22 protein-coding genes and 3 tRNA genes are annotated in these 20,467 nt (G+C 58.3%); 15 read left to right on the top strand and 10 right to left on the bottom strand.

Features of this window, described 5'->3' with window-relative positions; genetic code table 11:
* Positions 1 to 177: 177 nt before the first annotated feature.
* A complete protein-coding gene (locus tag O7A05_RS32760) occupies positions 178 to 1,968 on the top strand; it encodes a P-loop NTPase fold protein (RefSeq protein ID WP_337097490.1) in 1,791 nt (596 codons plus the stop codon).
* A gap of 136 nt (positions 1,969 to 2,104) precedes the next feature.
* Here O7A05_RS32760 and O7A05_RS32765 read toward each other — a convergent pair whose 3' ends face one another.
* Entirely contained in the window at positions 2,105 to 3,049 is a 945-nt protein-coding gene (locus O7A05_RS32765) for a hypothetical protein (RefSeq protein ID WP_337097491.1), read from the bottom strand.
* A gap of 371 nt (positions 3,050 to 3,420) precedes the next feature.
* Here O7A05_RS32765 and O7A05_RS32770 point away from each other — a divergent pair, with 371 nt between their 5' ends.
* Together O7A05_RS32770 and O7A05_RS32775 are read left to right on the top strand one after the other, a co-directional pair.
* On the top strand, positions 3,421 to 4,065 hold the full coding sequence (locus O7A05_RS32770; RefSeq protein WP_337097492.1) for a hypothetical protein: 645 nt from the start codon (positions 3,421 to 3,423) through the stop codon (positions 4,063 to 4,065).
* Entirely contained in the window at positions 3,974 to 5,425 is a 1,452-nt protein-coding gene (locus O7A05_RS32775) for a phospholipase D-like domain-containing protein (protein ID WP_337097494.1), read from the top strand. Before O7A05_RS32770 ends, O7A05_RS32775 begins: the two co-directional genes overlap by 92 nt.
* A gap of 38 nt (positions 5,426 to 5,463) precedes the next feature.
* On the opposite strand, the gene O7A05_RS32780 is transcribed toward O7A05_RS32775, so the two are convergent.
* Together O7A05_RS32780 and O7A05_RS32785 are read right to left on the bottom strand one after the other, a co-directional pair.
* Positions 5,464 to 6,204, bottom strand: coding sequence for a thermonuclease family protein (locus O7A05_RS32780; protein ID WP_337097495.1), 741 nt, complete (start codon positions 6,202 to 6,204; stop codon positions 5,464 to 5,466).
* A gap of 113 nt (positions 6,205 to 6,317) precedes the next feature.
* Positions 6,318 to 6,656, bottom strand: coding sequence for a hypothetical protein (locus tag O7A05_RS32785; RefSeq protein ID WP_337097496.1), 339 nt, complete (start codon positions 6,654 to 6,656; stop codon positions 6,318 to 6,320).
* A 263-nt stretch (positions 6,657 to 6,919) separates the two neighbouring features.
* On the opposite strand from O7A05_RS32785, the gene O7A05_RS32790 reads away from it, so the two are divergent.
* Positions 6,920 to 7,423: a hypothetical protein gene (locus tag O7A05_RS32790; RefSeq protein WP_337097498.1), complete on the top strand. Its 504-nt coding sequence runs from the start codon at positions 6,920 to 6,922 to the stop codon at positions 7,421 to 7,423.
* 12 nt (positions 7,424 to 7,435) lie between these two features.
* Here the strand turns inward: O7A05_RS32790 and O7A05_RS32795 are convergent, their stop codons facing one another.
* Together O7A05_RS32795 and O7A05_RS32800 are read right to left on the bottom strand one after the other, a co-directional pair.
* The gene (locus O7A05_RS32795; RefSeq protein WP_337097500.1) at positions 7,436 to 8,977 is read right to left on the bottom strand and encodes a hypothetical protein; all 1,542 of its coding nucleotides are present in this window, start codon (positions 8,975 to 8,977) and stop codon (positions 7,436 to 7,438) included.
* 46 nt (positions 8,978 to 9,023) lie between these two features.
* Positions 9,024 to 9,099 (bottom strand) — tRNA-Thr (locus tag O7A05_RS32800).
* Positions 9,100 to 9,371: 272 nt separating this feature from the next.
* On the opposite strand from O7A05_RS32800, the gene O7A05_RS32805 reads away from it, so the two are divergent.
* Together O7A05_RS32805 and O7A05_RS32810 are read left to right on the top strand one after the other, a co-directional pair.
* Entirely contained in the window at positions 9,372 to 9,539 is a 168-nt protein-coding gene (locus O7A05_RS32805) for a hypothetical protein (protein ID WP_337097502.1), read from the top strand.
* A 160-nt stretch (positions 9,540 to 9,699) separates the two neighbouring features.
* Entirely contained in the window at positions 9,700 to 10,011 is a 312-nt protein-coding gene (locus tag O7A05_RS32810; protein WP_095767586.1) for a BA14K family protein, read from the top strand.
* Between the two features lie 121 nt (positions 10,012 to 10,132).
* Here the strand turns inward: O7A05_RS32810 and O7A05_RS32815 are convergent, their stop codons facing one another.
* On the bottom strand, positions 10,133 to 10,594 hold the full coding sequence (locus O7A05_RS32815) for a hypothetical protein (RefSeq protein WP_337097503.1): 462 nt from the start codon (positions 10,592 to 10,594) through the stop codon (positions 10,133 to 10,135).
* A 112-nt stretch (positions 10,595 to 10,706) separates the two neighbouring features.
* Between O7A05_RS32815 and O7A05_RS32820 the strand changes: the two genes are divergently transcribed.
* A complete protein-coding gene (locus tag O7A05_RS32820) occupies positions 10,707 to 11,066 on the top strand; it encodes a hypothetical protein (protein ID WP_337097504.1) in 360 nt (119 codons plus the stop codon).
* A 101-nt stretch (positions 11,067 to 11,167) separates the two neighbouring features.
* Here the strand turns inward: O7A05_RS32820 and bhcR are convergent, their stop codons facing one another.
* Positions 11,168 to 11,989 carry an HTH-type transcriptional regulator BhcR gene (gene bhcR, locus O7A05_RS32825; protein WP_337097506.1) on the bottom strand — a complete coding sequence of 274 codons (822 nt, stop codon included), beginning with the start codon at positions 11,987 to 11,989 and terminating at the stop codon, positions 11,168 to 11,170.
* A 203-nt stretch (positions 11,990 to 12,192) separates the two neighbouring features.
* On the opposite strand from bhcR, the gene gcl reads away from it, so the two are divergent.
* The 3 genes from gcl to O7A05_RS32840 all read left to right on the top strand — a co-directional run bounded on the left by gcl (position 12,193) and on the right by O7A05_RS32840 (position 15,799).
* Positions 12,193 to 13,974: a glyoxylate carboligase gene (gene gcl, locus O7A05_RS32830; RefSeq protein ID WP_337097507.1), complete on the top strand. Its 1,782-nt coding sequence runs from the start codon at positions 12,193 to 12,195 to the stop codon at positions 13,972 to 13,974.
* A gap of 39 nt (positions 13,975 to 14,013) precedes the next feature.
* Positions 14,014 to 14,811 (top strand): hydroxypyruvate isomerase, encoded by a 798-nt coding sequence (gene hyi, locus O7A05_RS32835; RefSeq protein ID WP_337097508.1) that lies wholly within the window; start codon positions 14,014 to 14,016, stop codon positions 14,809 to 14,811.
* 103 nt (positions 14,812 to 14,914) lie between these two features.
* Positions 14,915 to 15,799, top strand: a complete 885-nt coding sequence (locus O7A05_RS32840) for a 2-hydroxy-3-oxopropionate reductase (RefSeq protein ID WP_337097509.1) — start codon at positions 14,915 to 14,917, stop codon at positions 15,797 to 15,799.
* 50 nt (positions 15,800 to 15,849) lie between these two features.
* On the opposite strand, the gene O7A05_RS32845 is transcribed toward O7A05_RS32840, so the two are convergent.
* Positions 15,850 to 16,713 carry a TrmH family RNA methyltransferase gene (locus O7A05_RS32845; protein WP_337097510.1) on the bottom strand — a complete coding sequence of 288 codons (864 nt, stop codon included), beginning with the start codon at positions 16,711 to 16,713 and terminating at the stop codon, positions 15,850 to 15,852.
* Between the two features lie 199 nt (positions 16,714 to 16,912).
* Here O7A05_RS32845 and O7A05_RS32850 point away from each other — a divergent pair.
* The 3 genes from O7A05_RS32850 (at position 16,913) to O7A05_RS32860 (ending at position 17,717) form a co-directional block, all read left to right on the top strand.
* A tRNA-Tyr gene (locus O7A05_RS32850) sits at positions 16,913 to 16,997 on the top strand.
* 86 nt (positions 16,998 to 17,083) lie between these two features.
* A tRNA-Gly gene (locus tag O7A05_RS32855) sits at positions 17,084 to 17,157 on the top strand.
* A 47-nt stretch (positions 17,158 to 17,204) separates the two neighbouring features.
* On the top strand, positions 17,205 to 17,717 hold the full coding sequence (locus tag O7A05_RS32860) for a hypothetical protein (protein WP_337097513.1): 513 nt from the start codon (positions 17,205 to 17,207) through the stop codon (positions 17,715 to 17,717).
* 67 nt (positions 17,718 to 17,784) lie between these two features.
* Here the strand turns inward: O7A05_RS32860 and O7A05_RS32865 are convergent, their stop codons facing one another.
* A complete protein-coding gene (locus O7A05_RS32865) occupies positions 17,785 to 18,240 on the bottom strand; it encodes a YidB family protein (RefSeq protein ID WP_337097514.1) in 456 nt (151 codons plus the stop codon).
* Between the two features lie 134 nt (positions 18,241 to 18,374).
* Between O7A05_RS32865 and O7A05_RS32870 the strand changes: the two genes are divergently transcribed.
* A complete protein-coding gene (locus O7A05_RS32870; protein ID WP_337097516.1) occupies positions 18,375 to 18,632 on the top strand; it encodes a GlsB/YeaQ/YmgE family stress response membrane protein in 258 nt (85 codons plus the stop codon).
* Positions 18,633 to 18,703: 71 nt separating this feature from the next.
* On the opposite strand, the gene O7A05_RS32875 is transcribed toward O7A05_RS32870, so the two are convergent.
* Positions 18,704 to 19,591: a DMT family transporter gene (locus tag O7A05_RS32875; protein ID WP_337097517.1), complete on the bottom strand. Its 888-nt coding sequence runs from the start codon at positions 19,589 to 19,591 to the stop codon at positions 18,704 to 18,706.
* 227 nt (positions 19,592 to 19,818) lie between these two features.
* Between O7A05_RS32875 and O7A05_RS32880 the strand changes: the two genes are divergently transcribed.
* The coding region (locus O7A05_RS32880; protein ID WP_337097414.1) for a GTP-binding protein at positions 19,819 to 20,467 on the top strand (649 nt) is incomplete at its 3' end.

Raw genomic sequence — 20,467 nt, forward strand, 5'->3', positions numbered from 1 at the left:
GAGGTCAAACTCCTCCTCGAAGAATATCATCGCCTCTCACCATCGAAACCTTGACCCAGCACCGCAGTGGGTCAGGGGCTCATGGCAGCCGGATACGCACGACTGCGGTCTTCGCCGGATGGCTACATTGAGATGTGCTACAAGGCGCCGAAAACTTCGAGGGAGAGTCCGGGTGAGATGTCGACCGACCTTGTAAAAAACCAGATCGAAGAGTTCCTAAGGACTGCTAAGCCGGAGGTGATGTGCATCCGGGGCAATTGGGGCACCGGCAAGACCTACAACTGGCAGACTGCGATCAAGAGCCTGCGCGATGATCCAGAGGCAGTGAAGCTCAACCAGTACGCCTACGTTTCGCTCTTTGGTGTGAGTTCCGTCAACCAGATCAAGGCGGCGATCCTCCAGAATACGGTCACCCGCGACATGATCGGCGACCTGATCACTTCGGAGAGCATCAAGAGCACTTTGCAGAAAGGCGAGAGAGGCTTCAAGGCCGGGCTGATGAAGCTGTTGCCGATTGGCGGGGAGAGGATATTCGATGCCGTCGTTTCAGCCCTGTCGCTGCTGTCGAACAAGCAAATCATCTGCTTTGACGACCTAGAGCGAAAAGCTGCCGGCTTAAGTGCCGGCGACGTGCTTGGCTTCATGTCCTACCTTAAAGAGCAGCGCGAATGCAAAGTCGTCCTATTGTTGAATGACGAGGCATTGAAGGGCGAGGATAAGGATCAGTTCACGTCATACCTGGAAAAGGTTGTCGATATTAACTTGAGGTTTTCCCCCTCGGCCTGGGAAAGCGCCAAGATTGCTTTGGACGGAGTAGAAGGTGGCGAAGACCTAAAGGCACTCGTCGGCGAGCGCGCGATCAAGCTCGGCATCGACAATGTGCGGGTCATCCGAAAAATCTTCCGCCTGGTAGCACTGATCGCTCCCTTGCTAAAGGCGTACAAGCCAGGCGTTCTCAAAAGCGTAGTGAATTCGATAGTGCTGTTCGGCTGGTGTCATTACCAACCGGAACTGGCGCCTGCGATCGAGTTTGTGAGGAAGCGGGGCGCTTACGAAACTATAGCTGATTCAAACCAGAAGGCACCCAACCCCGTCGAAGCTGACTGGGTCAAAAAGTTGCATGACTATGGATATGGATACACCGACGATTTCGACCTCGTGCTGATGCAGGGGGTTGCAGACGGCTATTTCAAGCAGGAGAGTGTTGACGCTCATGCGGCCAAGCTGCACCAGCGGGAAGAAGCGAGCGAGGCACGCAGGGAACTGGACGCCGCCTGGGATAAATACCACTACTCCTTCCGTGATACCCAGGATGAGGTCTTGGACGGGCTTTATTCGTGCTTCATGAAGAATGTGAAGTTCTACAACCTCGGCACGGTAATAGGACTGGTCGACCTCTTCAGGGAACTGGGCGACGCCAGATCCGAAGAAATGTTCGAGCGCTTTGCCGAGATCCACAAGGACATTCCGGATATCTTCGACGTCAGCAGCATGTACCGGTTCGGGCAAGAGATACCTGACGACCTGAAGGAGCGTGTTGCGGAGCTACATAAAGGCGCGAAGCCAAAGTGGTCGGTAGATCAGCTTTTCCTGGAACTGGAGCGAAATGGCTTCCATTCCGAGATCGGCGATAGGCTGGCTGAAGTACCGGTCGATGAGTACGTCCGCGTGCTCACCACATATGAAGGGGAGGAATTGATGAGCATCCGCCGTGGGCTGACTGCTGACCTCAATGTCACCAACCCCGGCCGGGCCTCAGTTAAGGTCATGGAGCGCGCCGCCGAGGCACTGTCAATCATCGGCAAGGAAAACCCCTTCAACGCGAGGCGCACCAGAATGTGGAAACTCATCCAATGGGTTGACACCATCAAGACAGGCGCCATTCGCATTGACGGTCAGGAAGGTATCGAAGCAGCAGCGTCAGCCCAGTCAGAACACGCTCAAATCACGCAGCCCAATTCAGCCTAGCCCCCATGAGCACGAGCAGAGCGTCATTCTCAGGCGCGTATCTCTCTGAGGTGCTCTTACGAAGCCGCATAGTGGAGAAGGGCCGCCTTTTGCGGAATGCGGCCGATCAAACGGAGAATGGCATGCGACAGAAAAATCAATGGAATGACAAAGTTCCGGTGGCGCAAAGATATCGGGTCCAATCACTAGTCTTCTTGATCAGCGTGACTTCAACATGATTCCCAGCGAAGGTCACCGGGGCAGCACCAACGTCAATCTTGTAACTAAATGAAGTTCCATCTTTACGTTGTCCCTGTAGCAAAACTGACGGTCTGGCGGCACTACCCCCACAATCCGATCGGTTGAAAGTGAAAGAGACATCGATTGGTCCATCATAGACAAGTGACGTGTCTACCGGGTCGCCGACCGGACCTTCTACAAGCCAAACTCCGGCCAGCGTCATTACCTGGGATAGAACTTTCCTCGTAAACCCTGGGATTCGACGCTCGAAATCGGTACATGCCGAAAGGTTAATAGCTATAGTAGATAGATACCTTAGCAATCCGTTCGCGTCACGGGTGTATTTGACTGCAATCTTTGCCATTGTGACAGCGTCGGCCAAATCTAGCGCTTTAATATCTGCCTCGACGGTGGAACGTTTTTGGATTGGATACAGAAGATCCATAAGGGTTGCGTTAAGGTCTTCCCATACGAACATGAGAGATGAAGATGATGAAAAATCTCCTGCAGCGTAGGCCTTACGGAACAAATCTGAAAAGGCATCATGGGCTGCGATGAAATCCAGTCCGATCGGGCTGGCTTTGCACCCCTTTATAACGTAAGCACTGGGGTCCCAGCATTGCTTGGCTGCGGCCGGAAACGCGCAATCATAGTGGTCCGGCATATTCGCATGATCCCAATAATATTGAAACTGCGCACAATCGCCGAACGAAAGAGCAGGGCAGGACTGGGAAAAACGCGCAGACGCTGCCACTGCCGGCGAACAGCTCAACCATCCAACGGCGAAGACCCCCAAGGCTAACAGGAATATGCACCGGATCGTAAGTTGGTCGGGATACATGTCTGAGTAGCGCGTTCGCAACGGCCCCTCCACCGAGATACCAGCGTCAAGCGAATTGGAGCGGAGGATACACAAAAGTGGGTGACCGTACAAACGGAGACAGATGCCTTGCGCAATCTGCTACCTCGGGTATGATCAAACTATAAACAAGCATCTTGACGGGGAGCAGTCGAATGCCGCGTCCTCCAGTTAGATGTGGCCCCTCACGTCGAAGTGTTCTCACGTCCGGGATCGCCAGCGCAGTCGTAGCGATTCTACCAGGATTTGCGCATTCGCAGAATGTTGGGAGCCTTGCCCAGTACCGCTCCTTAATGCACTCAAACGTTTCTCTCCTGCAGGGAAAGATCGCGGCCGACCCACGGCGACAAACGTTTGAGCAGACTCGGGAAACGTTGGCGATTGAGCTTAAGATCCTGCATGACGCCATGCAGTTCGGTGTTGACAACAACTGGAGTGTAATTCCACCGAATAGCGTTGCATACTTCCTCGATGCGTTTGCCAAGGCAGAAAGTGATCGTCTTGGACGTATTTCGGCATACTTCGAGCGGCTCGAACCGCTAAAAGAATCGATCCCGGACGGCGCGCTGGCAATGTATGCGACGGCCGCGCAATTCGACGCTGTACTGCTATTTAGGCAATGGATGGCTGTCGAGGCTGCATTCGTCCAGACACTAGCTTGGGTGTCGCCGGATCGCCGGGATGAATTGCTTGCCTATCCCGCTAACACTGACATGGCCGTTTTATCAGATCGCTTCCCTGAGGTGGCTCCAACTGAACAGGATGTCTCCAGTCTCAGTCCTCCAGCTATCCCGAGTACTGACGAGTGGTGGCCACGATGGGCGCTCGACGTATATGGGCGCGCCCTCCCAACGCCGATAATTCCGGACGACCCACTGAAGACACCAGACAAGGACAGAATTGTTCCCATTTATAAGGCGACCTTCGATGGCGATTTTGGCAATTGGGAAGGCAGTTTTCCAGTTCTTGATTGGCTTGAAAAGTTTTGGGACTTTATCGAAGGGCTCTTTAGCGCATAGTGCAAAGAACGCTTTCATCGTTGCCAGTTGCGTGATTGCGACCATTGGAGCAAACGAGAGGGCGTCAGCCGACGATAACCTGAAAACAATTTTCGTGGAACCAAGTTGCGCGGAGCACTTATACGATAAACCCATTCCTACATTTAGTGGGGCAACCGCCACAGGAAAGGCAAGAGATTCCTATTGCACCGAGAGCGATTATTCAGATACGTCTGTTAGTCAGTCTCCAACGTTCGTGGAACTTTCAAAGTTCGTCAATGATAAGCGATTCGACCATTTTATAGCTTACTACTTCATCTTTTCGGAACCTGACGTCGTAGACATAATATGTAGCAGAAACAAAGCCGCGCCGATAACCATGGATTTGACTGTTCAGCAGTCATCTTTCGAAGAGACAGATTCTGCCGAACCGCGAGGCATCTCGCCTACGGATAGCAATATTCAGCGATTGCAGCAGTGTATGGGAAACGCGTTGAAAGTGCGATGGGTCGGTTGCGCTTGGTTTGCGCCAAACGCGAAATGCCCTCGAAGCGAAATCGCCACCATGCACCTCAAGTTTTGGAAGTTTCAAGGCACTGGGTTATCTGATGTCGTCTACGTCTTCGGCTCGGGTAATATTGGTCAATCACTTTATGCCAACTTTGACAATTGGGCGTTCTACAGCACCAATGCAGGATCGGCTGTAGACAGGCAACTTGGGTGCCTGACCGACCCTATCGCGCAAACTGATCCCGTTACAGAGAATGGCGTGACGGACGCGTACTTTCGTTGCTTGAAGGCGAAGAACGTATATAGCGCTGATTACCCAGTCAGCTCATTTCTAATGCCCGCCACGCATCTCAATTTCTTGCTTTCGACGCTTACTAAGAAGCTTGCACCTTTCGATGACATCTATCTCACCACCCAGGACATCGGCGGCAAGCAAATTCATGACTTTTTGGTTGGTCTAGCGAACCAGGGCAAGCGCATTAACATCGTGCTCGATGATGACTTCCATTGGGCCCGGTATGGGATAAGTGTGGGTGTAGCGAGGGCCACAAAGGCGAAATGGGTCGAGGGCCTGGTTCACGATGGAGGGGGCCGAATTACTGTCCGCTATCTGGAAACCAATCATCATTCGTCTTTCAAGCCGTCTCTACACGACAAGCTATTGGCCGCGACGAATAGTCGGAATGAAAGCTTTGCGGTTGTATCGACGGCCAATTGGGATGACGGTTCGCTTAGGTCAAACCTAGAGACGGTGCACTTGGTAAATGCGTCGTCGTGGGCGTCGTTCTATCTGGTCGAATTGGAACGCCTGTGGGCCAAATCGTTCGCCGACGATGAGCTGCCCATTGTCGACGTTGCTCCAAAAGGGTAGTTTCCGAGGTAAAGTCCCTTCTGCATTGGTGTATTCGTCTATCGTTTGGACGGACGCCAGCCAGCTGCGACAGCTTCCGCTTCCGAGCAGAACCATCTTTCGCCTTTGGCTTGGTTGATGACGGTTGCGCTGTAATATTTTTGTCCCGGCACGTGATAAATTCGTTCGCCATCTGCCGAGATGTTGCCCTTGATGTTGCACGCGGCATTGCCGCTGCCGAGTGCAAACACATGGTTTGAAGGCGCTTGTACGTCATCGGTGTGCTGCGCTCGCCAGTCCCAAGGCGTCTGAAACGATCCTACCCACAGTCCAACCTTTGCCGCTTCAGCCTTCGCTTGTTGCGGGGCATACGCACCGTTGCTGTATTTTGGCCAATCTAGCGCTTGGCCGTGTTCGACCATCCACGCTGCTACGCTCGCGCCATCGGCGCGAATGCAATCGCCGACAAACCGCCCGTAGCGATCCCATGTAACGAACGTGCATTGGACTGGCTTAGAAGCAGCAAGGAAGCCATCCAAGGCTTCGGCGGATCGGCGGCCGCACGGGTACTCGAAGCCTTTGGCGTCGTCGCAGTACTGGCGGCTTTCGGGAGCGTCGATCCCGTTGAAGCGGACGCGTTGCCCATGCACGTCAATGGTGTCGCCGTCGATGACAGAGGCGACGCCGGTAAGCGCCACCGGCTTGGGCTTGATGATGTTCTGCAGATTGATTTCCGGCATCGATCCGCTGTTGTGCATGATGAACTGGGTGACCAAGGCAGAAGTCGCGGCGACGGCCACAAGGACTAGCCGGAGTGGTATGCTTGCCCACCGTCTGGCGCGTAAGCGCTTCGCGCCAGTGCGCCGCCGCCACTGGTCAGAACGGTTGTCGTACCGGGATTTGTCTATCCCGATCACATTGCGCCGCCTGGACGGCTTTCCGCCGAGCGTCCGCCACAGCGTGAGCCGTCCGCCGCTGTGCTATTATCGGTCGGGCAATTACCGGAGTAGCCGCCACCGCCAGCAGCAGGCGATTTGTAGCGCTGAATGACCGCGACGCTACGTTGCCCGTCACCTTCGATATGCGTGTTGTTGCTGTTCGGATTGAAAGGATCGACGGTTTGCAACAGCGCGTTGGTATTGTTGGCGTCGCCAGACGCGAGCGTCATCGTGTCATAGTTGTTCAAATAGTCGGCGGCACAGCCGGACGTTACGGCCGCAACCATCGCGACAAAGTACAAGCGCAAATACATTGGAAGCATCCCCAACCCCGCCTGCGATAATGCACTTTCCGCACTTTATTGTCGAATCCTTGTTGGTAAGGATGCAATGAGCAGCAAACATTCAAACAGACGCTGGCTCGATTAGTCGAGTGCCGAATGGAACGATCAACAATGCGATCAACGAACCGGGCGCGGGCAGGGGTAATCACAGGGGTAAATCCCACGTGGCCGACGGGACTTTGAATAGGGAAACGGGTCGTGCTATGTGCGGGCGGCAAGCGGGGGTTGATCAGATGGATTTCAGTTCGATTGAAAGCGTGCTTGGCCTTGCGTCGACCGCGCTAGGTGCCACAGGAAAGGCCGTCTCGACAGTAGAGGCTGTCAAGAAGTTGCTCGCCTCTGAAAAGAAGCCACAAAGCAGCGAGGCCCAGACCCTCCTCAACACGCTTGCTACCGAACTGACGGCTGCGAACATGATGAACGTGCAGCTTAGTGAAGCTATCAAAGCCCTCAGCCGTGAGTTGAAGAGGCAAGACGACTTCGAGAATGAAAAGGCCAGATACGAGCTTTTTCAGACAGCCCAGCACGACGTGGTTTTCAAGTTGAAGGACGATCGAGCGAACGGTCAGCCGAGCCATTTCATTTGCCCGGTGTGTCTCAATGCCGACAGGCTAATCAGCTTTATATCCGGTGAAGGCGACTTCAAGGTCTGCCAGAAGAGCCGTGACCACACATTTAGGTTTAAGAGCACAACATACACGCGAGCGGGGCGAGCAGCCACTGACTGGACTGTTTGACGATTGCGCCCCTTACTCAACCGACCCATCCGCCCGATCAAGGCCGGGAGACGTGTATATTCGTATCTCGCGCCCTTCAAATGCGGGCCGTATGTCGGCAATTCCCAAGGTTCGCGAGCTTTGGTTGATCTCTCGTTCGAAGTCAGCCTGGAATTGCTCGTCAACAGCCGCGCCCGATACCGCATAGCTGTCGACGATGCGAGGGTCACCGAGCTCAAAATGCCTTTGCTCGCCGTTCTGGTCCTCCCTGAGAACCGGCCGCTCGACAATAGCAAAGAAGGTCGCAGGACCGACTGTCACCTGCGCGGAGTACAGCAGCCGTTCCCCACCGAGTGGAACCCCCTCAACATCGGTGAATTCTAGAGTGCAGGACACTCCATAAGCGACAATTTCCCGAAAACGGCGCAACTCTGCCGACGCTGCCGCGATCTCAGCGATCGAAACACTTATGTCGTCCGCAACGAGCGAGTGAAGGAACGACAGCAGCGGATGGAGCTGGTTCCACCGACGTGGATCTCGAGCTTTTTCACCGCGCCCTCCAAACGCACGCCTGCCTTCGATCCATATTTGGATGTCCGTATCGCTGCTGGTAACACGGGCCAGCAATCGGACGTGGGTCACAAGCGCAGCCAGACTGCGACGCTGTTCGATTGTAATCTTGCTGTTAAATTGCACAGCGTTGTCATCCGTTGACCAAACTATCTCTAGAAATTCGGATGTGAAACGGGCGTACCCTCGCGGAAAACTCGTGTACGCTACCTTGCCCGGAATCGAAATTGCATCGTCCTCGCCTCTTGCCCTTATTTTGATCACACAGTCTTTCCACGTTGCTGGCGAGCTTTGAAGGGTTGCGGTACTGGCCATTAGATGACCGCGCTGGTCCGCCATTCCGAACCGCTTCGGGGTCATTTCGAAGTTTTGTATTTTTACCTCGCCAATGCCCAACAAAGCCTTGGCAAATTCATCTGCGTTGTCAGATTGGAAGCTAAATTTTATCGAGCCGTGGCCGTCCTCGTAGCCCACGGAATGGAAGGCATTGAGTTTCTGCCTTTGGTAATCGACGCCAGCCTTTGCGATTGTCTCTTCGATCCATCGAATCAGATCGCCTGTATGATCGTCGCTGTCTTCGAAGGAAATTGTCAGCGTCTTTTTGTGAAGTTTTTCGTTCGCTAGGTCTGCTGCCCGCACGGCTTTCAAGCTCTCTGAAATAAGCTCGATCCAGAAGTGCCGCGCATAAATCCTACGTTCACCCGAAGGCAATCTATAAAATAGGACGATGAACCACGGATGGCCTTGTTGCGCCATTCGACGCGCGTTCGACAAAGTGATTGATGTTCGGTGGTAGCGACCAATCGTCGATTTGATTTGCGCGTACGCAGAGCGACCCGCTGGTTGTGCATCCGCTGGCGCAAAGTTTGGGTCCGGGGGAAACTCAACTAGGTAATCCCAACCGGTTTCATCCTCACTGACCTTTTGCGGGTGCACGCCGGCATTCGCGCAGATAGTGGCGAACTCATATTCGCTGGCTCTGTCGACTCGGGGTTGCCGATCCATTGAATACACTCGCCAATTGAGCAGATCGGATATGGCAGCCGGATGGTGGTGCCGCCTGAGGGACTCGAACCCCCGACCAATAGTTTACAAAACTACTGCTCTACCATCTGAGCTAAGGCGGCACATTTACCCGTACGTATACCCCTGAAACGAGGCTTTGAAAAACATCGCGTCTTTTCTACGCCTTAACCGATTGATCCAGCGAATTACAAAACCGCTGCTCTACCAGCTGAGCTACAAGGGCACGGCGCTCCGGTAGCACATTTCGTGCGCCAGTAAAGACAAAACTCCGTTTTGGGTTGCTAATGGAGGGCGTGGCTTGGCCGGCATGCTGAAAAGCGCTGCGCCGCTTCCTACATCTAGTTCACGTGCAATCGCATCGAACGGGTGCCGCATGATCAGATTCGTCATCATCCTGCCGCTCATCGTCGTGACCTGGCTTCTGCTGGTGAAGGCCATCAGCGATCTGAAGAAGGCCAACATCGACTGGACCGGCGTCGCCACCTTTGTCGGCTTCATCGTGCTGGCCTTCTGGCTGAGGCACATCACGGGTATGGGATAGAGAATAGCGAGTAGCGAATAGGGGGTCCGGATCGTGAACTGTCCCTATTCGCTACTCCCTATCCGCTATTGGCAAAAAAATTTCGAACCTTTTCCCGGGCCGCAGCGACAGACGATCAAGAGGCGGATGGTTCGCCTCTCCAACGAAACAGGAGATCGTCATGTTCAAGCGCACCATCGTTTCCGGCCTCATCGCCACCACCGTCGCCGCCGGCTCGCTCGTCGGCACCGTCCAGCCTTCGGCCGCCCACGACCATCATCACCGCCGCGAGCTCGGCATCGGCATTGCCGCCGGTGTTGGCGGTTTCGTTCTCGGCAGCCTGCTTGCCCAGCAGCAGCCTCGCAGCGTCTATGTCGAAGACGACGGCTACGACTCAATCCACGTCCGCCGCTGCTACGCCCGCTACGCCAGCTACGACGAGCGCACCGACACCTATATGAGCTACGACGGCCCGCGCTATTGCAGGCTTTAGGAAGGAGCTAAATCAACGACTGGAAATGGGGCTGCGCGCAGCCCCTTTTTCTTGCGTTGGAGCGTTACGTATCCGCCTGACTGGCCCGATTTGAAGCGGACGATGTCCTGCCTCGACCAATTCAGGAATTGGACTTCAACCCTGGCAGCGCCAATCCCGCCGCCTTGCAGGCGGCGCTGACTGAAACGTCATTTATCGCAACGAGTTCGAAGCTGTTTCCGCCATCGGGATAGATCGTGCCGGTGAAAGCCTCGCTGCCGCCGGGAGAGCCCTTATCGTCGACATAGCCGCACACCACGATCTCGTGGCGGCCGTTCAAACTGCGTTCTCCGGCGAGCATCGTCCCGAATTTGGCAGCGAGAGGGTTCTTCAAATGCTGGCGCACGCTGGCGGTGATGATCTCCTCAAGAGCCAGCGAGATCGGAATGGGATCGACCAGCGGGTTGCTGCTGGGGCTGCCGATGGGCTCGACCGACGGTGCCGCCGCCACGCATCCACAAAGTGAGGCGGCGGATAAGAGGTAAACTGTTTTCCGCATCCGTGCCCTTTCGCATGCATCCCGACGCCCCGGCAAGACGGTCAAGTCCGGCGTCCAGCCTGGCTATGGTCGGTCGGTTCCTGCTGGGCAACCAACGATGTACAGCGATTTTGCGAGCGTTTAATCTGGCCTTCACGCCAATCGCGGGGAGGCTCGCTTGGACAATCAGGATCCCAAGGAAGAACGGGTCGAACCGGTTTTCCGCAACGGCACCATCACCATCGTCGGCATCCTGTTGGCGTTCTCGCTAGGCTTCATCACCCATTGGGCGGCCAACCCGATCCCATGGCAGACCTACCATCTGATTGCCGTCCTGCCGATCCTGGTCGGCATCGCGCTGCAGATGCGGGCGCTTGCCATTCTGCTCGACGTCAAATCCCTGAAGCGAAGCATTCATGACCGCGCCTGTCGGATATTCATCACCGGCCTCATCTTGGCGGCCTGTGGCGTCGGCCTGGCGATCCTGCTCGATTTCTTCGACATATCGGCAAAGAGCGCATTGCCAGGCGCGTCTTAGTTAGAGCAATTCCAGGAAAAGTGTGTGCGGTTTTCCGTCCGGAATTGCGTCAAAACAAGGAGATAGAGCGGTTCGGCGTTTCCGTGAAACGGTGAACCGCTCTAGTAGGCTTTCACGCCCCCGATCATCTTCGTCACCTCGACCGCGGCCTCGCGCACCAGCGGACCGATTTCGGCCAGCCGCTCGGGCGTGACCCGCACTGTCGGGCCGGACACCGAAACGCCGCCGATCGGCTCGCCATACTCGTTGAAGATGGCGGCGGCCACGCAGCGCATGCCGGGGTGGCGCTCTTCGTCGTCCACCGACCAGCCGCGATGCTTGATGGTGGCGAGATCGTGAGCCAGCGCCGAGATGTCGGAAAGCGTCTTGTCGGTGTAACGCTGCAGGCCTGCCTTGCGCAGAATAGCGGCGACCCGTTCGGGCTCGAGATGCGCCAGCACGGCCTTGCCGATGCCGGAAGCATGAAAGGGGCTGCGGGTGCCCGGCCGGAAGAAGGCGCGGATCGCCTGGTGTGTTTCGACCTGGCTGACGAAGACGACGCAATCGTCCTCGGCGACGCCGAGATTGGCCGTCTCGCCGGTCTTTTCCATCAATTCCTGCATCACGATGCGCGCGCGGTCGACCAGCTTGCGCCGACGCAGGAAAGCAGCGCCCATGCGGTAGGTCTCGACGCCGACGGACCAGAGCTGGTCGGTCGTATCGAACTCGACCATGCCGTGGTTCTCGAGCGTCGTCAGCATGCGATAGGCGGTGGAGGCGGCAATGCCGCTTTGCGCTGCGATTTCACTCAGCGACAAGCCGCTGGCCTCGGCGACGATCGCGAGGATCCGCAGCGCCCGGTCGAGCGACTGCACCGACGCTGCTTCGGACGGGCCGTTGAAGGCGCGCGGCCGGCCGCGCTGGCGTTTTTCCGTCGTATCCATAGGCGGCATTCTCGTCGATTTTGGCTCGGAGGCAATGAAAAAGTTTTTCAGTCGTTGCTGCGATGGATTTTCTGGAAAACGAAAAGTGAAGCAATATCAGCGCATAATAGCCGTTTTTTAGAAATGAAAAAATATTCTGAAAAAATTGAAAAATAGAAGGCGCGCTGTCATTGTCAAGCCAACCAACGAAATGGAGGCTTGTCATGGCCAGGATGCGCGCTGTCGACGCGGCGGTTCTCGTTCTCGAAAAGGAAGGTATCACCAATGCCTTCGGCGTGCCGGGCGCGGCGATCAACCCGCTCTATTCGGCCCTGAAGGCGCGCGGCACCATCCGCCATGTGCTGGCACGCCATGTCGAGGGCGCCTCGCACATGGCCGAAGGATACACGCGGGCCAAGGCCGGCAATATCGGGCTCTGCATCGGCACTTCCGGTCCGGCCGGCACCGACATGATCACCGGCCTCTATTCGGCCTCCGCGGATTCAATTCCGATCCTCTGCATCACCGGGCAGGCGCCCCGCGCGCGCCTCAACAAGGAGGATTTTCAGGCCGTCGACATCGCTTCGATCGCAGCACCTGTCGCCAAATGGGCGGTCACCGTCATGGAACCTTACCTTGTCCCGATGGCGCTGCAGAAGGCGTTTCACCTGATGCGCTCCTCGCGGCCCGGACCGGTGCTGATCGACCTGCCGCTCGACGTGCAGCTTGCCGAGATCGAGTTCGACATCGACGCTTACGAGCCGCTCGCCCCCTTCAAGCCGGCGATGACGCGCGCCCAGGCCGAGAAGGCGCTGGCGATGCTCAACGAGGCGGAAAAGCCGCTGATCGTCGCCGGCGGCGGCATCATCAATGCCGACGCTTCCGACCTTTTGATCGAATTCGCCGAAGTCACCGGCGTGCCGCTCATCCCGACTTTGATGGGCTGGGGCGCGATCCCCGACGACCATCGGCTGATGGCTGGGATGTGCGGCCTGCAGACATCGCACCGCTACGGCAATGCGACGATGCTTGCCGCCGATTTCGTCTTCGGCATCGGCAACCGCTGGGCCAACCGCCACACCGGCTCGGTCGACGTCTATACCAAGGGGAAAAAATTCATCCATGTCGACATCGAGCCGACGCAGATCGGCCGCGTCTTCGCACCGGATCTCGGCTTTGTCTCGGATGCGGGTGCCGCGCTGAAGATCCTGCTCGACGTCGCCACGGAATGGCGCACCGCCGGCAAGCTGCGTGACTGGTCGGGCTGGGCAAAAGAATGCCAGCAGCGCAAGAAGACGATGAAGCGCAAGACGCATTTCGAGCAGGTGCCGCTGAAGCCACAGCGCGTCTATGAGGAGATGAACAAGGCGTTTGCCCGCGACACCACCTATGTCACCACGATCGGCCTGTCGCAGATCGCCGGCGCGCAGTTCCTGCATGTCTACAAGCCGCGCAACTGGATCAATTGCGGCCAGGCCGGCCCGCTCGGCTGGACGCTGCCGGCCGCGCTCGGCGTGCGCGCCGCCGATCCGGATCGCGATATCGTGGCGCTCTCCGGGGACTACGACTTCCAGTTCATGATCGAGGAACTGGCCGTCGGCGCCCAGCACAAGCTGCCTTATATCCACGTCGTCGTGAACAACGCCTATCTCGGCCTCATCCGACAGGCGCAGCGCGGTTTTTCGATGGACTATGAGGTGAGCCTTGCCTTCGAGAACGTCAACCGTGCCGGCGATCCGGAGGCCGGCTATGGCGTCGACCATGTCGCGGTGGCCGAGGCGATGGGCTGCAAGGCGGTCCGCGTGAAGAAGCCCGAGGAATTCGCCGGTGCCTTCAAGGAGGCGCAGCGGCTGATGAAGGAGCACCAGGTTCCAGTGGTTCTCGAAGTCATCCTCGAGCGCGTCACCAACATTTCCATGGGCACGGAAATCGACAAGATCACCGAGTTCGAGGAGCTTGCCGAACGCAACGAGGATGCGCCGACGGCCATCATGATGTTGGACTAGGCGAGCCTGGGGCAGGCAGAAAAAGAAGGAGAAAAAGGAATGCCGCGTTTTTCAGCCAATCTTTCGATGCTCTTCGGCGAGCATGATTTTCTCGATCGTTTCGATGCCGCCGCCCGCGCGGGCTTCAAGGGCATCGAATATATCGGCCCGTATGACCATGCGCCGGACGTCGTCGCGGCGCGGCTGAAGAAGAACGGCCTGACGCAGGTTCTGTTCAACCTGCCGGCCGGCGACTGGGCGAAGGGCGAGCGCGGCATTGCCGTGCTGCCGGACCGCGTGCCGGAATTCAGGCAGGGCGTCGCCAAAGCGATCACCTATGCGCATGCGCTGGGCTGCGAACAGATCAACTGCCTGGCCGGTATCGCGCCGCAAGGCGCCGACCGGGCCGTGCTGGAAAACGTCTTTGCCGAGAATCTCGCTTTCGCGGCAGAGAAGCTGGAGCAGGCCGGCATCAGGCTCTTGATCGAGCCGATCAACACCCGCGACATCCCCGGCTTCTTCCTGAACTATTCCGACCAGGCTCTGGCGCTGATCGACCGCATCGGCTCGAAGAACCTGTTCCTGCAATACGACATCTATCACATGCAGATCATGGAGGGGGATCTCGCCCGTACCATCGAGGCGAACCTCGGCCGCATCGCGCATATCCAGCTTGCGGACAATCCCGGCCGTCACGAGCCGGGGACGGGCGAGATCAACTATCCCTTCATCTACGATCACATCGATCGCCTCGGCTATTCCGGCTGGATCGGCGCCGAATACAAGCCGAAGGCCGGCACCGAGGCCGGGCTCGGCTGGTTCCCCGAATTCGCCGGGCAGGGCAGCGCGGCGGCTTAAGAGCGTCCTTCTCCCCGTCTCTATATGGGGAGAAGGTGCCGGCAGGCGGATGAGGGGCAGCGCCGGCCTTCGATGAGTTAGAACAAGCTTTCAGGAGCAATCAATGGAAACCATCGGTTTCATCGGATTGGGCATCATGGGCGCGCCGATGGCGGGCCATCTTCTTGATGCCGGCTATGCGGTCGTCGCCAGCGACCATCGCTCCAAGCCGTCTGCTGACCTTGTCGCCAAAGGGCTGAAGACCGTTTCCGGCCACAACGCGGTGGCGAAGGCCGCCGACATCATCATCACCATGGTTCCGGATACGCCCCAGGTGGCCGACGTGCTGTTCGGCGAGAACGGCGTCGCCTCCGGCTTGACCAAGGGCAAGCTCGTCATCGACATGAGCTCGATTTCGCCGATCGCCACCAAGGAATTCGCCAAAAAAATCAACGAACTCGGCTGCGACTATCTCGACGCGCCGGTGTCGGGTGGCGAGGTCGGCGCCAAGGCGGCCTCGCTCACCATCATGGTCGGTGGCGAGGAAAAGGCCTTCGAGCGCGCGAGGCCGGTGTTCGAGACGATGGGCAAGAACATCACGCTGGTCGGACCGAACGGCGTCGGCCAGACCACTAAGGTCGCCAACCAGATCGTTGTGGCGCTCACCATCGAAGCCGTCGGCGAAGCGCTGGTCTTCGCCTCGAAGGCGGGCGCCGATCCGGCCAAGGTCAGGCAGGCGCTGATGGGCGGGCTCGCCGCCTCGCGCATCCTCGAAGTGCATGGCGAGCGCATGATCAAGCGCACCTTCGCGCCAGGCTTCCGCATCGAACTGCACCAGAAGGACCTCGATCTGGCGCTTGAAGGCGCCAAGGCGCTCGGCGTGTCGCTGCCCAACACCTCGACCACACAGCAGCTCTTCAATTCCTGCGCCGCCAATGGCGGAGCCAAGGAGGACCACTCGGCGCTGGTGAGAGCACTGGAGCGGATGGCTGGGCATGAAGTGGGATAGGGAGTGAGTAGGAATTAGAGAGTAGTCAGTAGGGAATTCGTGTCTACTCACTACTCACTTCTCGCTATGAATTTCCTCGCCGCATAAAGGCTCACCGCCGCCGCATTCGATACGTTCAGCGAGTGGATGGCGCCGGGCATGTCGAGGCGGGCCAGTGCCGTCACCGTCTCGCGGGTTTTCTGGCGCAGGCCCTTGCCTTCCGCGCCCAGCACCAGCGCGATTTTATCGCTGTCGAAGGTCTTTTCGAGCTCGACCGGTCCTTCCGAATCGAGCCCGATGGTCTGGAAGCCGGCGTCGTGCAGCTGCCCCAGCGCATCGGCGAGGTTCTTCACCTCGATCTGGTCGATATGTTCCAGCGCGCCGGAGGCGGATTTGGCCAGCACGCCCGATTCCTGCGGGCTGTGGCGGGCGGTGGTGATCAGCGCACCGGCGCCGAAAGCAACCGCGGAGCGCAGGATCGCACCGACATTGTGCGGGTCCGTCACCTGGTCAAGCACCAGCACGAGCTTTGTGTCGCCGAGCGCGTCGAGACGCTTCGGCTTGAGCGGCTCGGCCTCGATCAGCACGCCCTGATGCACGGCATCGGACCCGGTGATCCTGTCGATGTCCTTCGGCTCGACCAACTCGGCGTTGAAGGGCAGGGCGGCAAGCTCGCCGATCGAAAGCCGTTCGGCGGCGTTGCGCGTCACCAGCATCTTCCTGATCTTGCGACGGGGATTGTCGAGCGCGGCCCGCACCGTATGCAAGCCGTAAAGCCGCACCAGTCCGTCGCCGGGTGCTTCGCCCGGCGGCACCGGCTGGCGCGGCCGGAATGCCGGCGCGCCGCCTGCCTTCTGGTCGCGATGCGCGCGCCTCAGCTTGGCATAATGGGTGTCCTTGCGCGTGCCGGGCTTGTTGCTTTTATCGTCGCTCATGCCGGCCTCTATAGCCGTCCCGTCCGGCTAAGGATATGGGCTGGACAAATGAATGCCGAACATCCTCGAAAAACCCTGGCCGCGCCGGTTGACACCCACCGGCCTTGCCGCCATAAGGCGCTTCGCTGATTTCGGAGAAGATCTTACTCGGGCTCCGGATCGGCGCGAACGCCTCGTTGCATGGCTCCGGCGGCAGACTGGAGAGGTGCCCGAGTGGTTAAAGGGGACGGACTGTAAATCCGTTGGCTTAGCCTACGTTGGTTCGAATCCAACCCTCTCCACCACTGCCGGCCCGGAAGCCCTGAAACGAAAAGTCTCGGACCGAAATGCATGGCGCTTTTCGGGTGAATCCGGTACCTCAGTGCAAGGCGCGGGTATAGCTCAGTGGTAGAGCAGCAGCCTTCCAAGCTGAATATGCGGGTTCGATTCCCGCTACCCGCTCCAGCTAAGCCTCTAAAATTCCCGAAAGTTACTTCAGGGATCGCCGGGCGATGAGACCATATTATTCGATAAACACGGACGGAACCGCTAGCACCAACCTCCAGCTGTATGCGTTGCGGCAAGCTCGACGCTATTGGAATGAACTCGCCGCAAATTATTTGCAGGACAAGGAAGCTACCGAAAATCTAGTCGAACGATGCGTTTTCATTGTCGCTACCTTGGGTCTGAGCGTGTCTCAGTTGCTTGGTCAGAATGATCCAGCGCCGCTGGCCGGGAGGGTTGCCAGCCCAAAAGTAATCTGGAGGCGATTTGTAGTGCAGCATGGCGTGACGGACCTCAGCGCGGACGAATTCGACAAATTCATTGATATCTATGACGCCGGTCGACACTTCGGGGTATCACCTGACGGCGTCGGCCACTCCAGGCTAGAGTCGCTGGACTTCGAGGCTACTCATAGGTGGTACGAAACAGCACATCGTATATGGTTGGCGGTTATCAACGCACTACGCGCTGATCCTCACAATGTCATCGAACTAATCGACGTTGACGGTTTCAAAGCATAGCTGCAACCGGTTCGCACAAAAAACGCCGCGCGCCGTGGCGCGCAGCGTTTCCATTTTGCCCAGCCTGTTAGCTGTTGAAAGCGGAAGCGACCTGATGGTGCTGCGGGATCTGGCCGTTTGGCGTCAGTTTGTCGACGATGCCGGGTAGCGCCGTGGAGAGCTGCTGCAGCAACTCCTGCTCGTTCATGCCGGTGCGCTGCGCGATCTCGCGGATCACCGACGGCCCGAGCGCCGAGCCGAGATCACCCGGGTTGATTGGCTGGTTCTGGCCCGTGCCGACCCAGGAGTCGGCGACGTTGCCGTGGCCGGCATCCTTGAGCTTGTCGAGCAGGCCGCCGAGACCGCCGAGCAGGCCGCCATCGGCGGACGCGTCGGTTCCCGCAGTCGTTGGCGCCGGCGCTTGCGGCGCGGCCGCCTCTTCGCTTCTGCCGCTCAGCATCTTGCCGACCAAAAGCGCGCCGAGCGCGATCATCAGGGGTTTGGTGATGTTGCCGCCCGGAACGGCATTGTCGAAAAGGCCCATCGTGGATCTCCTTATCCAATCCAGCCAAGCCCGCCCGGCCCCACAATGGCGCAAACGGGCGGAATTTCAAGCTGTCTTGAGCTTTTGCCAATCATATGACCATGATGACGAGGCGGGGAAATTAGGAGGGAATTATGGGCATTATCAGTTGGATCATTCTCGGCCTTATCGCCGGGTTCATCGGCAGCAAGATCGTCAACAAGACCGGCCAGGGCATGATCATGGACATCGTGCTCGGCGTTGTCGGCGCCATCGTCGGCGGGCTGATCTTCAGCGCCTTCGGCTCGGCGGGTGTCACAGGTCTCAACATCTGGAGCCTGATCGTGGCCGTCATCGGCTCGGTCGTCGTGCTTTGGGCCTATCACCAGATTTCCGGCAAGCGCACGCTGTAGAAGGCCAGGGAACAGCCAGTAGGCTGCTGGAGGTCGACCCGGTCGGGTCGACCCAGGCTGGAGGCGCGCCGTCAGGCGACCATGGCCAGCCGGCGTTTTCTTTCGTCGAGCGAGACGATGGCGAGACCGCTGGCCATGACCAGCAGGATGCCGCAGACGGCGAGCGCGTTGGGAAACTGTCCGAACACCAGCAAGCCCGAAATGACCGCCCAGACGGTGAAGCAGTAATAGAAGGGCGCGACCGCGCTCGTCGGCCCGACCCGGTAGGCCATGAAGATGAAGAAATGGCCGAAGATCAGGAACAGGCCCGCTCCGGCGATCAGCAACAGATGACGTGCTTCCGGCATCACCCATTGCTCCGTCGCCAGATGCGCCGCACCTGAGCCGGCCAGCACCACCACGACCGCGGAGATGGCGACGATCATGCCCGGCACCTCGGCGGCCACCTTGCGGCCGGCTATATCGCGCACCGCCGCGAAGGCAGCGTTGCCGAGCGCCAGCAGCGCATAGACCGAAATGCCCTGCATGGTCGGCTGCGCGACCATGAGCGCCCCGACAAAGCCAAGGCCGATCAGCGCCATGCGCGTGGCGCCGATCTTTTCGCCGAACAGCATCGAGCAACCGACCAGCACGATGAGCGGTGTGACTTGCCCGAGCGCGGTGGAATCCGCGATCTGCATGTTCGCCAAGGCGACGACATAGCAGAGGATCGCCAGCAACTCGAACAGGTTGCGGCGCAGCACTTTGCGCTCGAAGAGCAGCGGGATCTGCCTGGCATAGCCAAGCATCAGAAGCAGCGGCACGCCCCACAGCGTCGCGGCAGCACCCCGCAGCAGGAGCACTTCATAAGGCGGCAGTCCGGTGGTCGCGAGCTTCATCATCGTGTCGTTGACGAGATAGGATCCCGTCGAGACGATCATGAACAGCGGACCACGGACATTGGATGGAATGAACTGCATCCGCCGACAAAATCAGAGCGGCGTCGCGGCGGCAATGGGCCAGGCCGGAGCCTTTGATTTTATGCACCGCAGTCCTATATCCGCGCCATATCCCCCTGAAATCGACCATTGGTTCGGGTCGAGCGGGAATCCGCTCAGCCACAAGGTACTTGTGTTTTTCGGCCGTTGTCGCTAATCGCCCCGCATTCGACTGAACTGAAGGTCAAGGCCGTCCAAGGAAAGAGACTATGGCAAAAGGTAAATTCGAGCGCACCAAGCCGCATGTGAACATTGGCACGATCGGCCACGTCGATCATGGCAAGACGTCGCTGACGGCGGCGATCACGAAGTATTTTGGCGAATACAAGCGCTATGACCAGATCGACGCGGCACCCGAAGAGAAGGCGCGCGGCATCACGATCTCGACGGCGCATGTCGAGTATGAGACGGCCAACCGTCACTATGCCCATGTCGACTGCCCCGGCCACGCCGACTATGTGAAGAACATGATCACCGGTGCCGCGCAGATGGACGGCGCGATCCTGGTCGTGTCGGCCGCCGACGGCCCGATGCCGCAGACCCGCGAGCACATCCTCTTGGCCCGCCAGGTCGGCGTGCCCTCGATCGTGGTGTTCCTGAACAAGGTCGACCAGGTCGACGACGCCGAGCTGCTCGAGCTGGTCGAGCTCGAGGTTCGCGAGCTCCTGTCGAAGAACGAGTTCCCCGGCGACGACATTCCGATCGTCAAGGGCTCGGCGCTGGCTGCGTTGGAAGACTCCAACAAGACCATCGGCGAGGACGCCATCCGCGAGCTGATGGCTCAGGTCGACGCCTATATCCCGACGCCGGTTCGTCCGCTGGACAAGCCGTTCCTGATGCCGATCGAGGACGTGTTCT

It is taken from the genome of Mesorhizobium argentiipisi (SeqCode), from assembly GCF_037179585.1.
In the GTDB taxonomy this organism is placed as follows: domain Bacteria; phylum Pseudomonadota; class Alphaproteobacteria; order Rhizobiales; family Rhizobiaceae; genus Mesorhizobium; species Mesorhizobium argentiipisi.

Bases quoted from the DNA above. Each gene is read 5' to 3' on its own strand.
- bhcR (WP_337097506.1), bottom strand. From the start codon at position 11,989: ATGGATACGACGGAAAAACGCCAGCGCGGCCGGCCGCGCGCCTTCAAC.
- O7A05_RS32795 (WP_337097500.1), bottom strand. From the start codon at position 8,977: ATGGATCGGCAACCCCGAGTCGACAGAGCCAGCGAATATGAGTTCGCC.
- O7A05_RS32810 (WP_095767586.1), top strand. From the start codon at position 9,700: ATGTTCAAGCGCACCATCGTTTCCGGCCTCATCGCCACCACCGTCGCC.
- O7A05_RS32760 (WP_337097490.1), top strand. From the start codon at position 178: ATGTCGACCGACCTTGTAAAAAACCAGATCGAAGAGTTCCTAAGGACT.
- O7A05_RS32785 (WP_337097496.1), bottom strand. From the start codon at position 6,656: ATGTATTTGCGCTTGTACTTTGTCGCGATGGTTGCGGCCGTAACGTCC.
- O7A05_RS32790 (WP_337097498.1), top strand. From the start codon at position 6,920: ATGGATTTCAGTTCGATTGAAAGCGTGCTTGGCCTTGCGTCGACCGCG.
- gcl (WP_337097507.1), top strand. From the start codon at position 12,193: ATGGCCAGGATGCGCGCTGTCGACGCGGCGGTTCTCGTTCTCGAAAAG.
- O7A05_RS32845 (WP_337097510.1), bottom strand. From the start codon at position 16,713: ATGAGCGACGATAAAAGCAACAAGCCCGGCACGCGCAAGGACACCCAT.
- O7A05_RS32860 (WP_337097513.1), top strand. From the start codon at position 17,205: ATGAGACCATATTATTCGATAAACACGGACGGAACCGCTAGCACCAAC.
- O7A05_RS32870 (WP_337097516.1), top strand. From the start codon at position 18,375: ATGGGCATTATCAGTTGGATCATTCTCGGCCTTATCGCCGGGTTCATC.
- O7A05_RS32775 (WP_337097494.1), top strand. From the start codon at position 3,974: ATGGCGATTTTGGCAATTGGGAAGGCAGTTTTCCAGTTCTTGATTGGC.
- hyi (WP_337097508.1), top strand. From the start codon at position 14,014: ATGCCGCGTTTTTCAGCCAATCTTTCGATGCTCTTCGGCGAGCATGAT.
- O7A05_RS32875 (WP_337097517.1), bottom strand. From the start codon at position 19,591: ATGCAGTTCATTCCATCCAATGTCCGTGGTCCGCTGTTCATGATCGTC.
- O7A05_RS32805 (WP_337097502.1), top strand. From the start codon at position 9,372: ATGATCAGATTCGTCATCATCCTGCCGCTCATCGTCGTGACCTGGCTT.
- O7A05_RS32865 (WP_337097514.1), bottom strand. From the start codon at position 18,240: ATGGGCCTTTTCGACAATGCCGTTCCGGGCGGCAACATCACCAAACCC.
- O7A05_RS32840 (WP_337097509.1), top strand. From the start codon at position 14,915: ATGGAAACCATCGGTTTCATCGGATTGGGCATCATGGGCGCGCCGATG.